We start from the raw sequence: 12,880 nt of genomic DNA on the forward strand, positions 1-12,880 counted from the left end.
GCCTTTTTTATTCCCTTAAAATAGATCCATGTCTAAAACGTCCATTCCTGAAGAAGGTGCAATTAACCTTGCAGCACCTCCGGGTTTTGATGCTCAGGCTATTCCGATTCATCAAGTTTGCGCAGATCAAAAGAGGGTGCTCCCTGAGTTATTGGAGCCAGAGGCATTAAGGGCGCGATTGCAGTCACCCCCACAATGGCAACCAGAAATCACCGATGAGAACCGCCATGTCATTGCCACTGATATCATCGCACGTCGACAAGCAGCTGGAAAGGTTACTCGTGCGGCGGTGCTAATTCCCTTGCTGTTGAAAGAGAGTGGCTTGTCAGTTTTGCTGACGCAAAGAACAAATCATTTGCGTGACCATGCTGGTCAGATTAGTTTTCCTGGCGGGCGCATGGATCCCGAGGATCAGAGCCCAAACGACACTGCTTTAAGGGAGAGTCATGAGGAGATTGGTTTAGATCCCAAGCGTGTTGAGATTATTGGACATTTACCTGAGTATTTGACCGTATCCGGTTATAGCGTCACGCCTGTAGTTGGTTTGGTACAACCTCAGGCAGAATATGTCTTGGATGCTTTTGAAGTGGCGGATGTATTTGAGGTTCCGCTAGAGTTTTTGTTGGATCCTGCCAACCATCAAGTTAGACTATGGGAAAGCGAGCAGGGTGGACGTCGTTTTTATTCAATGCCTTATGAGAACCGCTTTATTTGGGGTGCTACTGCAGGAATGTTGCGTAACCTATATCATTTATTAAAAGTATGACTTTCTTTTCTATTCTTTTCGCCCTCATTGCCGAGCAATATCGCCCAGTGACTTCTGCACACTGGATTGTGCGCATGAGCACACGCTGGTTAGATTGGGTTGCTGCAGAGTTTGGGGGCAAGACTGAAGAGGGAGCAAGTGCAGTTGGCGCACGCATGGCATGCCTGGTCGCTTTTATATTGCCAACATTTTTAGTATTCATCGTATATGTCATTTGTATGGTGACATATCCGATTCTTGGGTTTTTGTGGAACGTTGCAATTGCCTATTTATTTTTTGGCTTTCGTCAATTTAGCCATTCATTTACCTTGGTGCATGAAGCAATCGAAGCGCATGATTTACCAGCTGCTCGTGCTGCATTAGGTGAGTGGTATGGTCCTGAGCTTGATACATCGAATCTTACCGAAACCGAAGTGATCTCATTAGCGCTTGAGCGTGCCATCATTGGTTCGCATCACCATGTGTTTGGTGTGTTGTTCTGGTTCATGATGCCCATGGGTCCAGCAGGGGTTGTGCTCTACCGCTTGGCAGACATTGCTGCCCAACGTTGGTCTGAGCGTGGTGATTACAACCTCAGTGAATCTGCTCGTCACTTCTTCTACGTTATTGATTGGATTCCAGCCCGCATTACCGCAATGGGTTTTGCGATTGTGGGTAATTTCGAGGGGGCGGTCTACGCGTGGCGCTATCTCACCTCGAAGTGGTCTGATTCTTTGTCAGCGGTTATCTTGGCTTCAGGTAGTGGAGCGCTCGGAGTGCGTTTGGGTGAACCATTGAGTGAGCCTGATAGTGATGAAGCTCTGCGTATGGCTGAGGCAGGTGAGCCTTTGGTATATGAGGTGGGTCTGGAGCCTACAGAACGCACGATGCGCTCAGCGGTTGGATTAGTGTGGCGCTTGGTTATCGCTTGGATGGCTTTGTTGTTAATGCTGACCATCGCTCTTTGGCTTGGCTAATTCCCTGAATTTGAATATCGGCAGTCTTTGAATCCGATCGCAGTTGTCTAAATAGCGCTAGTCTCTCTGGCGCTATTTCATTTCGATCTACCGCAGCGCGAATTGCACAGTCTGGTTCAGATTGATGCGCACAATTATGAAAGCGGCATTTACCCAGCAAGTCTTTAAATTCTCTAAAAGCGTGCTGTAGTTCACTCACTGACATGTGAGCTAAACCAAACTCCTGAAAGCCTGGTGAATCTATCAGCGCACCTAATTTACCATCGGCACCTCTTCCCCAAGATTGGGGTAGTTCAAAGTAGCGACAGGCAGTAGTGGTGTGCTTTCCGGTATCTAGACGAACCGAATATTCTTGCGTAAGCGCTGCTGCGTTGGGCACCCAAGCATTGAGAAGGCTCGATTTGCCCATACCAGATTGCCCAACAAACACAGAAACTTTGCCTTGCAGTATTGGGCGCAGGGCATCAATGGAAGCAGGGTTGAACTTGGCTGATACTTCACTCACTGGGTAGCCCATTCGTGCATATGGTGCAATGATTTTGCGAGCACTCTCTAGTTGATCTTTAAGGTCGCACTTATTCAGCAGAATATGCAAATCAATTTGATTTGCTTCAGCCGCGACAACTGCTCTACCCAACAGATCTGGTGAGAAGGCGGGTTGTGTGGCAAGTACCACCAATATTTGATCAACATTCGATGCGATGATCTTGCTTTTGAATGCGTCAGAGCGGTACAAAATATTTTGCCGTGGCTCAATTTCAATAATGCGTGCTTGATCGGCAGAAGTCATCTCTAATAACATCCGATCACCCACTGCGCCAATATGTTGTTTTGCAGGTGTACTCACCTGAATCAAGGGGCCGCTAGGTGATTCATTGCCTTTTGCATCGCTTACTAAGCGCTGCGCTAAATAATGCCTTCCATAAGAGGCGGTAAGTAGCGCGTGGAACTGATCCATGGATGAGTAAATTAAGGCTTGCTAAGATTTGCCAAAGCGCTGCAAATTGGCGATGCGCAAGGGTGCTGGCGGGTGAGAGCTGTAAAAAGCGGTATAGATTGGATCTGGAGTCAGAGTTGAAGCGTTATCTTGGTATAGCTTGACTAGTGCAGAGATAAGATCGTTCGCAGATGATTTTTCCGCTGCAAAGTCATCTGCTTCATATTCATGTTTGCGCGAGGCCAGGCTGCCAAGGGGTGTAAAGAAAAAGCTAAATACAGGTGATACCAGCATAAACAGCGCCAAAGCCAGTCCACCGTTATAACCATTGAGGTTGGGCATGACGCCAAGATCGGTATAGAACCAAACTTGCGTACTGATCCAGCCCAACAGTGCAAACATGCCAAAGCTCAGTACGAAAGACACAAGTAAGCGTTTGCGGATGTGATTACGTTTGAAGTGTCCAAGTTCGTGAGCCAGAACCGCTTCGACTTCTCCAGGATTGAGTTTTTCAATGAGAGTGTCAAAGAACACAATCCGCTTAGCTTTGCCCATACCCGCAAAAAATGCATTGCCATGAGCACTACGCTTACTGCCATCCATGACAAACAATCCTTGGCTGGCAAAGTCACAGCGTGTCAGCAGTGCTTCAATTTGTGATTTCAATGGACCTTCTTCCAAAGCTTGAAACTTATTAAAGAGAGGTGCGATAAAGGTTGGGAAAATCCATTGCATGAGGAGGCTAAACGCAGTCAGTACAGCCCAAGCCCAAAGCCACCATAAATCTCCTGCCTTAGCCATTAAGGTCAAAATCACCCATAGTAGGGGAATGCCAATTGCGCCGCCTACAGCCATGCCCTTGAACATATCCGAAAAGAATAGTTTCTTACTCATGCGATTAAAGCCAAACCGCTCTTCTATATAAAACTGTTTGTACCAAGAGAAGGGGATGTCAAGAATGCCAGAGATAATCACGATTGAGACCAGCAAGGCAATTTGCTGAGCAATGCCTACACCCAGTAATTGGAGCAAAGCGAGATTGAGAATCTGTAAGCCTCCCAATAAGGTGAAGCCAATTAAAATGATTGCGCTAAAGCCGTTTTCTAAAATGCCGAGACGTAATTTAGCAATCGTGTAGTCAGCAGCTTTTTGATGATCGGCCAAGCTAATTTTTTCAGCGAAATCGGCTGGCACCGCGTCTCGATGCTGTGCCACATGGCGAATTTGGCGTTGAGATAGCCAGTGGCGTAAACCAAAACTGGCAATAAAAGCAATTAAGAAAACAATAGTGAATGTCATGAGATCATTATAGATATGAGCGAACAAATCAACACAGCAAGCAAGGACACGCCCAAATCCGCACCGGCTAGCGAACATCTGATCTGGGTGGACATGGAGATGTCGGGTTTAAATCCGGAAACTGAACGTATTTTGGAAATTGCCATCATCGTGACAGATGCACACCTGAATACCATTGCCACTGCGCCAGTTTGGGTGGTGCATCAAGATGATGCTCTTTTGGATGCGATGGATGCATGGAATAAAGGGACTCATGGTCGCTCAGGATTAATTGATAAGGTAAAGGCCTCGACGCTAAATGAAGCTGCAGTTGAAGCAGAGTGCATCGCTTTTTTAAAGAAATACGTCAAAGCTGGAATTGCGCCAATGTGTGGCAACACGATTGGTCAAGATCGGCGCTTTATGGCTAAGTACATGCCTAAGCTAGAGGCGTATTTTCATTATCGAAATGTTGATGTGTCGACATTGAAAGAGTTATGTAAACGTTGGCACCCAGAGTTAGTTAAGGGCTTTACCAAAAAACAAGCTCATACTGCCTTAGCGGATATTGAAGAATCTATCGAAGAGCTCAAATACTATCGCGATAAATTTATCGTGCCCTTGCCACCACAATAAGTGGGACAAGCTTTAAAGCGGCTTATTTCTTAATTGCGCTTTTTGGTCTAAAGGCTTTGATGACTGTTTCATCAGTTTCAATATAGGGGCCGCCAATTAGATCAATACAGTAGGGAACAGCAGCAAAGATGCCTGGCACGATAGATTTGCCGTTTTCATCTTTGAGGCCTTCCAACGTTTCTGCAATCGCCTTGGGTTGACCGGGCAAGTTGATCACGAGGGCGGCATGTCCTTCGATCTCACGTAGTACTGCAGTTTGCCTTGAAAGAATGGCTGTTGGGACAAATTTGAGGCTAATTTGGCGCATTTGCTCGCCAAAACCTGGCATTTCTCGGGTGCCTGCTTCAATGGTCGCCTCAGGGGTTACGTCGCGTCTTGAGGGGCCCGTACCACCCGTGGTTAAAACTAAATCACAACCCAGGTCGTCAACGAGCTCAACAATCGATTCTGTAATGATTTCAGATTCGTCTGCGATGAGGCGTTCGTGGAAGGTGCAGGGGTTGCTAATCGCCTTCATAAGCCATGTTTGTAGGGCAGGAATTCCCTCGTCCTGGTAAACACCTTTGCTAGCCCTATCCGAGATGGAGATGAGGCCGATTTTGACCTCATTTGGCGATTTGCGTTGCAGAGCTTCGGTATGCTTCATGTTTCTATTCTAGCTATTATTGAGGCATGTTTACATATTCATCCCACCAGTTTCAGGAAATCGTTGATTTCATGCTCAAAGAGGCCAAAAGTAAGGGTGCCTCAGATGCCGTTGCAGAAGTTTCAGAGGGTCAAGGACTCTCAGTAACCGTGCGTAAGGGTGAGGTTGAAACCATTGAGCAAAGTTTAGATAAGCAAGTAGGGGTAACAGTTTTTTTAGGACATCGCCGAGGGAATGCTAGTACCAGTGATTTTTCCAAAACATCATTAAAGGCAACAGTAGACGCTGCCTATCACATTGCTCAACATACAGCTGAAGATGATTGTGCTGGCCCGGCTGAATCAACATTGCTTGAGAAAAAGCCATTAGATTTAGATTTATTTCATCCTTGGGATATTGATGCTGCGCATGCAGTAGAAATTGCGCGAGCTGCAGAAGGTGCAGCCTTTGCGGTGAGCAAGCAAATTCAAAATAGTGATGGTGCTTCTGTTTCAGCACATCATGCACACTTTATGATGGCAACCTCTCAAGGGTTTATGGGCGGTTATCCATTCTCGCGCCACTATATTTCTTGTGCGCCAATTGCGAGTCTTGGTGGAAAAAAGTCGCAGATGCAAAGGGATGATTGGTACTCTAGCTCCCGAATTCCAAGTGAGTTGGCGGATCCTGCGTCTATTGGGAGATATGCTGCACAAAGAGCCTTATCGCGTTTGCAAGCGAGATCATTAACTACGCGTCGTTGCCCAGTGATTTTTGAAGCACCTCTTGCAGCAGGCTTAGTTGGTGGTTTAGTTCAGGCGGTATCTGGTGGCGCCTTGTATCGTCGCTCTAGTTTTTTATTGGATAGTTTAGGTAAACAAGTATTACCAAAACATATCAGTATTTTTGAAAACCCCCATTTAAAGTCCATGACAGGTAGCGCCCCTTTTGATGAGGAGGGTGTGAAAACCACCGCACGCACAGTGGTAGATAAAGGAATCTTGCAGGGCTATTTTTTATCCACCTATTCAGCGCGCAAGCTAGGAATGCAAACTACGGGTAATGCTGGTGGCTCTCATCATCTGCGTATACAGAGTAAGAAAACGCCTAAAGGTGGATTACCTGCGCTGTTAAGAGAGATGGGTACAGGTTTATTGGTAACCGAGTTAATGGGTCAAGGCGTGAACTACGTTACTGGAGATTATTCGCGCGGTGCGTTTGGATATTGGGTTGAAAATGGCCAAATTCAGTATCCCGTTGAAGAGGTAACGATTGCTGGAAATTTACGCGATATGCTCTTAGACATTGTCTCGATTGGTAGCGACTCTCTGATTCGAGGTACCAAGGAGACGGGATCGATTCTGATTGGTTCTATGACGGTTGGCGGCAAATAAGCTAAGCGATAGAATTCTACAAACAACAATTACTCCAAAATATAGAAGGGAGATGAAGATGCAAAGACGTTCATTTTTAAAGAAGGCAACAGTGGGTGCTGGTGTTGCAGCGCTTGGCGCTCCAGCAATTGCGCAAAGCTTACCAACTCTGAACTGGCGTTTGGTATCGAGCTTTCCTAAATCACTCGATACTTTGTATGGAACCCCTGAAGTATTTGCCAATGCCTTGCGCAAAGCTACTGATGGAAAATTTAATGTGAAAGTGTTTGCTGCGGGGGAGGTAGTTCCGGCGTTACAAGTGCTGGATGCAGTTCAAAATGGCACAGTTGAGTGTGGGCACACAGCGAGCTACTACTACCTTGGAAAAAATAGCGCATTTATTTTTGATACTGCGGCACCATTCGGTTTAACAGCGCGCCAACAATCTGCTTGGATGTTGCATGGCAATGGTATGAAGCTGATGCGCGAACTATATGCAAGTTACAACATCGTAAACTTTCTAGGCGGTCAAACCGGCACACAGATGGGTGGTTGGTTTCGTAAAGAAATTAAATCTCCCGAAGATTTAAAAGGCCTTAAATTCCGTATCGCTGGTTTTGCTGGTCAAGTTTTGGCGAAGCTGGGTGTTGTACCGCAACAGCTGCCTGCAGGTGAAATTTACTCTGCTCTTGAGAAGGGCACGATCGATGCTGCTGAATTTGTAGGCCCATACGATGATGAAAAATTGGGCTTGGCAAAAGTTGCTAAAAATTACTACTACCCAGCATTTTGGGAAGGTGCTGCTGGCCTTTCATTTTTAGTGAATAAAAAGCAGTGGGATGCCTTGCCACCGTCTTATCAAGCAGCGTGGGAGGCAGCATGCTATGAAGCACATACTGATATGTGCGCTAAGTACGATGCGCTCAATCCACCTGCATTGCAACGTCTTTTGCAAAATGGCGCTGTGTTACGCAAATTCAACACATCCATCATGGAGGCATGTTTTAAGGCAAGCCAAGAAACATATGCCGAAGAGTCTGCAAAAAATCCACAATTTAAGAAAATTTTTGACGACTATCGCGCATTTAGAAACATGGAAGCGCAGTGGTTCAATGTTGCAGAGCAGGCTTTTGCACAATTTAGTTTTAATAAAAAACTATAAGCAATTTCTAACTGCATGAATGGGGTTTAGGCCTCATCTAAAAAGGGCTCAAAGATCGAATCTTAGAGCCCTTTATTTTTGCTATTTAGCTAGATGACTTTATCAGCACTCTCTGCAAGAAGCGAGAGATGTCCATGAGCTCTTCGTGATTGACGGAATGTTCCATGGGGTACTCATTCCAATCTACTTCATAGCCTAATCTCTCCAATACTGCACAAGAGGCTTGGGCGCGTTCAAGAACGACTACTTGATCGTAGGTACCATGCGCCATAAAAATTGGTGTAGTTGAGTTGGCAGAATGTTTTTCAAGTTGCAAACTCATTGCCAGCGGTAAATAGCCTGATAAGGCGATGATTCCAGCAAGTTTGTGTGGGAAGCGTAAGCCAATATGAAGTGCCATTGCGCAACCCTGAGAGAATCCAGCTAAAACCATATTCTCATAAGCGATACCTCTGTTGAACTCGTGCTCTATGAGTTCTGTAATAGCAGTTGCTGATTGCTTAATGCCATTAGCATCCTCTGGGTCCATTGGATTTCTGCCAATGATGTCGTACCAGGCTGGCATCACATAACCACCATTGACGGTAACAGGCATGCTAGGCGCACTTGGAAAAATAAATCGAATTCCTGGGCAGCCTGCTAGCCGTAGTTCTGGAATGATGGGCACAAAATCATTGCCATCAGCTCCAAGGCCATGTAACCAAATGACAGCAGCACTGGGGTTAGGAGCGGTTTCAATTTCAATACAAGGAAGCATAGTTTGGCGACGATTAATGACTCATATAAGCAGACTCATTGTAGGTTGATACCCAGTTTGGTCGATAGATTAAGAAAATTGCTAGGAGCATGCCGGATAAAGATCCTTCCATGAAGGCAATAATAATGAGCCCCAGTAACCAGCCTTCAAGATCAATGTGTGCCCCTGAGTCGCCAAATAGCATTTTGGCAATTAGCAATACGATTCCCGAGAGGATGACGCTCATAAAAGCAGCGACGTACCCATTACCCAAAATCAGTACAAATAAATGCTTTGGTATATATCTCTGAATTAGCTGAATAGTTAGGTATGCAAAGAATGTGGGCAGTACACAAATGATTAAATAATGCTGGGCAGCCTCAATGAGGTTACCCTGAAATATAGTGATGCCCAAGAATGCAACAGGAAATAGAATGGCTAGCGCAATGGCAGGGCCAAACATGGCCGTCAGTAATGATGCCCCATAAAAGTGGAAGATAAGCCCATAGAACTTACCAGGAGCTTGACCTGGTAAGGTTGGCGAAATATGCCAAGCAACAATCAAAAAGAGAATGGTTGTTGGTACTAGCAGCGAGAGTGGCGACTTAGAGAAAATCATTGGTGGGCTCTTAAAAAGCGCCCCAAGAAAAATAATGCCGGCTAGGGTTACCCAGATCATATTTGGTCTTATCTATAGAAATATCAAGCCAGTCTAATCAAATGGGGGATAAATCCCATCAGCACTTTCACTAGGAAAGGGATTGTTTATAGATCCAATGGGGGTGTAATATGACCTGAAGCGATTCTTTATGTTGGAGCTTTTAAATGAAGCCTTTTTATATTGATTACCCGCAAGAAAAAATTGAAGAGCATCAGCATACTTATCGCTGTAAGTATTGCAAGATTCCGACCACGGTGATTTTTGGATTATTAGAAAACCATGCTGAAGATTGTGCTTATCGTATGCAGCAGGGCAAGTGGACGCAGTTAGCAGCTAAATTAAAGCCTCATAAAGACCATTTTGATGAGCCCCATGCTGATGAGGTCGACTAAATGAAAACATACCCAATTGCTATTGAATTAACCGTTTGGTTTGATCTGGGATTAAATCAATATGAGATCACAATCGATGGGGTCTCAAAGTTATCCGTGAAGCGCACGGATGATGTGTTGCACACCAGAGAATTAACTGAAGCTGAGACAAAACATCTGCTAGAAGCAATTGAAGCGATTGCAGTGCCAATCAGCGAGGAGATGCCTGCCAATCCCAGTAGCAAAGCATCATCAAGCTATGAGTTGATTATCGAATCTGCCCACTTTTCTCTGGAATTTAATTGGGAGAATCTTGATGTGGAAAGCAGTCGCACAGATGCATTTGAGCCGCTAGTAAAACTTGCGAGCTTGATTCAAGGTCTGGATTTAGATCATTCGTGAGAGGCAAATGACTCTATGGCTTTAGCTAAAGCCAAAATGCGTTTTGCATCCTGAATATGAAGCTCTTCAATTAATTTTCCATTGAGTACGGCTATTCCGGCGCCTGCCTTAATTGCTGCATCATAAGCAGCAATTCGTTCTTGTGCCTCTGCAATCTCGTCAGATGAGGGGCCAAAAATTTCATTGGCAAGTTCGATTTGCTTGGGATGAATTAGCGTTTTGCCATCAAAACCCATATCCCTGCCTTGTATACAAGAGAGTCGCAAACCTTCTTCGTCATCTAATGAGAGGTGAACTCCATCGAGCACGCAAAGACCATGTGCTCTAGCTGCCAATACGGAGAGGGAGAGTGCGGTAAGCGTCTCCACTCGAGATGGCGTATGTCTTGCATGCAAATCTTTCACAAGATCTGAAGTGCCCAAAACCAAGGCTTCTAATTTGGGGTGCGCACTCGCGATTTCTTCTAACTTAAAAATGGCCATTGGCGTTTCTATCATGGCCCAAATTGTGAGATCGGGTCTTGCTCCTGATTGATCAAGTAATGCAGCCACTTCCTGAATTTGACCTGCAGACTCTATCTTGGGCAGCACAATAGCATCTGCTTTTGAGTTAGCGAATGCCTTTAAATCCTCCATACCCCATTGTGAATTCAAGCTATTGATTCGCACTACAGCTTCACGATATCCAAATCCTGTTTCAAGCGCAGCAAGAATATTGCCCCTTGCTCCAACCTTTGCATCAGGTGCAACAGCATCTTCCAAGTCCAGAATCAGCGAATCTGCAGCTAATGTTTTTGCTTTTTCTAATGCTCGGGTATTTGCGCCGGGCATATAGAGTACTGAGCGACGAGGTTTATGAACGTTAATCATGCTAAAAAAGGGGTCACTAATTGGTAAGGAATCAAAATATCATATCCGAATCAATGGAAATATATTGCTATGCAAAAGAAATAGGGGTAACCCAACAATTTTTTGGACTTACTGCTAATCTTCGTCATGGGATGTTCAAAGCTAGTAAAAGATTGTCAATAACAAGCCAAATCATGAGGTATGTTTGCATAAAGGGGTGTTGAGTGAATAAACAAACTGCAGCAATTGATAAAGACGCAGCGGTGGCCGATATTACTCAGGTGCTATCTAAGTTCACATCCTTTATTGGCAAACGACTGCCAACTGATGTAACAACCAAATTAGGTGAGTTGCGTAGCAAGGAAGTGAACTTTTTGGCAAAAGAAGTTTTTGACTCCATGCGTGAAAACCAAGAGCTAGCCGATAAGTTGGATCGTCCTAGCTGCCAAGATACTGGGGTCATTCAATATTTCTTGCAAGCAGGCTCAAACTTCCCGCTCTTAGGTGAGCTGGAAGATATTTTGCTCAATGCCACCAAGGGCGCCACTAAAGATGGTCCATTGCGCCATAACGCAGTAGAAACCTTTGAGGAAAAAAATACGGGGACGAATACGGGTTCCAAGATTCCATGGCTAGATTGGGAAATTATTCCTGGTGCTGATTATTGCATCGTGGATGTGTATATGGCAGGTGGCGGTTGCACTTTGCCTGGTGCGGCAAAAGTATTAATGCCAGGTCAGGGCTATGAGGGAGTTGCAGAGTTTGTTTTTGATGTAATTACTTCACGAGGTGTGAATGCCTGTCCTCCATTATTAGTGGGTGTGGGGGTCTCCACTTCAGCTGAAACTGCCGCGCGTTTATCTAAGAAAGCTATTTTGCGTCCAGTCACTTCCAGTCATCCCAATGAAAATGCGGCAATGATGGAAGAGTTATTGACTGAAGGTCTAAATGAATTAGGGCTTGGACCGCAGGGCTTAACTGGCGCCAATAGTGTGATGGGGGTCAATATTGAATCATCTGCTCGTCACCCATCAACTATTGGTGTGGCTGTGTCTACTGGCTGCTGGGCACATCGTCGTGGCAAGATCAAGATTAATGCTGATATGTCTTATGAAGTCATTTCCCACGAAGGATTTAAGTTGTGAAAAAAATTCTGCATACGCCTATTAAAGATGAAGATTTAGAGGCTCTTAACATTGGTGATGTGGTTTATCTCACAGGAACTTTAGTTACTTGTCGTGATGTTGCACATCGTCGCTTAATTGAATTGGGTCGCGAGTTACCAGTCAACCTCAAGGGTGGGGCGATCTTTCATGCTGGCCCGATTGTTCGTCAAAAAGAGGATGGCGAATACGAGATGGTTTCTATTGGACCAACCACTTCTATGCGAATGGAAAAGTTTGAAAAAGAATTTATTAAGCAAACTGGTGTGAAGTTAATTGTAGGCAAGGGCGGCATGGGTATTGAAACCCAAGAGGGTTGTCTGGAGAATAAGGCGGTACATGCGATCTTTCCTGGCGGGTGCGCCGTATTGGCTGCAACCAAAGTTGAAAAGATTGAAGATGCTCAGTGGAAAGACTTAGGGATGCCCGAGACCTTATGGGTCAACCGCGTAAAAGAGTTTGGACCATTGATTATTTCAATTGATACTAAAGGCAAGAACTTAATTGAAGAAAATAAAAAAATCTTCAATGCCAAAAAGGGCCCAATTCTGAGCAAGATTAATGAAAAGATTCGATTCATTAAATAGGCTAGCGAGACGGAAATGCTGAACTAAAAAACAAAAAGCCAACCCTTACAGGTTGGCTTTTGTGTTGCCTAAGATGGCAACAAGATAGTGCTTAGTTGCCGCTCGAGGATGTCTTGCCAGCTTTATAGCCAGCATTGTATTCAGCTGCTTGATTCTTTTTGTACGCATCATATGCATACCCTGAAGCTGCACCTACTGCTGCGCCACCAACGGCACCCCAAATAGGGTTGCCATGGAAAATTGCAGCGCCAACGCCACCAGCAACTGCGCCGATGGAAGCGCCTGATAAGGTGCGTTGTTCTGTATTACTCATATTGGAGCAGCCAGCAATAGCGAGTGATGCCGCGGTGATTGCAATAATTTTTTTCATGATCTTAGT

Annotated in this window: 16 protein-coding genes; 9 read left to right on the forward strand and 7 right to left on the reverse strand. The window is 45.1% G+C overall.

Annotated features, from left to right (window positions below):
- Positions 1 to 28 precede the first annotated feature (28 nt).
- Together NHB34_RS02730 and NHB34_RS02735 are read left to right on the forward strand one after the other, a co-directional pair.
- Positions 29 to 766: a CoA pyrophosphatase gene (locus NHB34_RS02730; RefSeq protein WP_353428074.1), complete on the forward strand. Its 738-nt coding sequence runs from the start codon at positions 29 to 31 to the stop codon at positions 764 to 766.
- On the forward strand, positions 763 to 1,722 hold the full coding sequence (locus NHB34_RS02735) for a CobD/CbiB family protein (protein WP_353428075.1): 960 nt from the start codon (positions 763 to 765) through the stop codon (positions 1,720 to 1,722). The genes NHB34_RS02730 and NHB34_RS02735 overlap by 4 nt, the downstream gene beginning before the upstream one ends.
- Here the strand turns inward: NHB34_RS02735 and rsgA are convergent.
- Together rsgA and NHB34_RS02745 are read right to left on the reverse strand one after the other, a co-directional pair.
- Positions 1,667 to 2,680, reverse strand: a complete 1,014-nt coding sequence (gene rsgA / locus NHB34_RS02740) for a ribosome small subunit-dependent GTPase A (protein ID WP_353428076.1) — start codon at positions 2,678 to 2,680, stop codon at positions 1,667 to 1,669. The genes NHB34_RS02735 and rsgA overlap by 56 nt on opposite strands.
- Positions 2,681 to 2,701: 21 nt before the next feature.
- Positions 2,702 to 3,958, reverse strand: a complete 1,257-nt coding sequence (locus NHB34_RS02745) for a M48 family metallopeptidase (RefSeq protein ID WP_353428077.1) — start codon at positions 3,956 to 3,958, stop codon at positions 2,702 to 2,704.
- A gap of 15 nt (positions 3,959 to 3,973) precedes the next feature.
- On the opposite strand from NHB34_RS02745, the gene orn reads away from it, so the two are divergent.
- A complete protein-coding gene (gene orn / locus NHB34_RS02750; RefSeq protein ID WP_353428078.1) occupies positions 3,974 to 4,573 on the forward strand; it encodes an oligoribonuclease in 600 nt (199 codons plus the stop codon).
- Positions 4,574 to 4,595: 22 nt separating this feature from the next.
- Here orn and mog read toward each other — a convergent pair whose 3' ends face one another.
- On the reverse strand, positions 4,596 to 5,219 hold the full coding sequence (mog, locus tag NHB34_RS02755) for a molybdopterin adenylyltransferase (RefSeq protein WP_353428079.1): 624 nt from the start codon (positions 5,217 to 5,219) through the stop codon (positions 4,596 to 4,598).
- A gap of 26 nt (positions 5,220 to 5,245) precedes the next feature.
- Between mog and pmbA the strand changes: the two genes are divergently transcribed.
- Both pmbA and dctP read left to right on the forward strand, forming a co-directional pair.
- Positions 5,246 to 6,592 carry a metalloprotease PmbA gene (pmbA, locus tag NHB34_RS02760; protein WP_353428080.1) on the forward strand — a complete coding sequence of 449 codons (1,347 nt, stop codon included), beginning with the start codon at positions 5,246 to 5,248 and terminating at the stop codon, positions 6,590 to 6,592.
- 58 nt (positions 6,593 to 6,650) lie between these two features.
- Positions 6,651 to 7,733, forward strand: coding sequence for a TRAP transporter substrate-binding protein DctP (gene dctP, locus NHB34_RS02765; RefSeq protein WP_353428082.1), 1,083 nt, complete (start codon positions 6,651 to 6,653; stop codon positions 7,731 to 7,733).
- An 85-nt stretch (positions 7,734 to 7,818) separates the two neighbouring features.
- Here dctP and NHB34_RS02770 read toward each other — a convergent pair whose 3' ends face one another.
- Positions 7,819 to 8,490: a carboxylesterase gene (locus NHB34_RS02770; RefSeq protein ID WP_353428083.1), complete on the reverse strand. Its 672-nt coding sequence runs from the start codon at positions 8,488 to 8,490 to the stop codon at positions 7,819 to 7,821.
- Positions 8,491 to 8,503: 13 nt separating this feature from the next.
- Entirely contained in the window at positions 8,504 to 9,148 is a 645-nt protein-coding gene (locus NHB34_RS02775; RefSeq protein ID WP_353428084.1) for an energy-coupling factor ABC transporter permease, read from the reverse strand.
- Between the two features lie 146 nt (positions 9,149 to 9,294).
- Between NHB34_RS02775 and NHB34_RS02780 the strand changes: the two genes are divergently transcribed.
- On the forward strand, positions 9,295 to 9,522 hold the full coding sequence (locus NHB34_RS02780; RefSeq protein WP_353428085.1) for a hypothetical protein: 228 nt from the start codon (positions 9,295 to 9,297) through the stop codon (positions 9,520 to 9,522).
- Positions 9,523 to 9,903: a hypothetical protein gene (locus NHB34_RS02785; RefSeq protein ID WP_353428086.1), complete on the forward strand. Its 381-nt coding sequence runs from the start codon at positions 9,523 to 9,525 to the stop codon at positions 9,901 to 9,903.
- On the opposite strand, the gene NHB34_RS02790 is transcribed toward NHB34_RS02785, so the two are convergent.
- Positions 9,894 to 10,772: a CoA ester lyase gene (locus NHB34_RS02790; RefSeq protein WP_353428087.1), complete on the reverse strand. Its 879-nt coding sequence runs from the start codon at positions 10,770 to 10,772 to the stop codon at positions 9,894 to 9,896. The two genes, NHB34_RS02785 and NHB34_RS02790, sit on opposite strands and share 10 nt — an antisense overlap.
- 224 nt (positions 10,773 to 10,996) lie before the next feature.
- On the opposite strand from NHB34_RS02790, the gene ttdA reads away from it, so the two are divergent.
- Both ttdA and ttdB read left to right on the forward strand, forming a co-directional pair.
- Positions 10,997 to 11,896: a L(+)-tartrate dehydratase subunit alpha gene (gene ttdA, locus NHB34_RS02795; protein ID WP_353428526.1), complete on the forward strand. Its 900-nt coding sequence runs from the start codon at positions 10,997 to 10,999 to the stop codon at positions 11,894 to 11,896.
- Complete coding sequence (gene ttdB, locus NHB34_RS02800) at positions 11,893 to 12,501, forward strand: L(+)-tartrate dehydratase subunit beta (protein WP_353428088.1); 609 nt, start codon at positions 11,893 to 11,895, stop codon at positions 12,499 to 12,501. The genes ttdA and ttdB overlap by 4 nt, the downstream gene beginning before the upstream one ends.
- A gap of 91 nt (positions 12,502 to 12,592) precedes the next feature.
- On the opposite strand, the gene NHB34_RS02805 is transcribed toward ttdB, so the two are convergent.
- Positions 12,593 to 12,871 (reverse strand): hypothetical protein, encoded by a 279-nt coding sequence (locus NHB34_RS02805; protein ID WP_353428090.1) that lies wholly within the window; start codon positions 12,869 to 12,871, stop codon positions 12,593 to 12,595.
- Positions 12,872 to 12,880 lie beyond the last annotated feature (9 nt).

The organism is Polynucleobacter sp. MWH-UH19D (assembly GCF_040409795.1).
GTDB lineage: Bacteria > Pseudomonadota > Gammaproteobacteria > Burkholderiales > Burkholderiaceae > Polynucleobacter.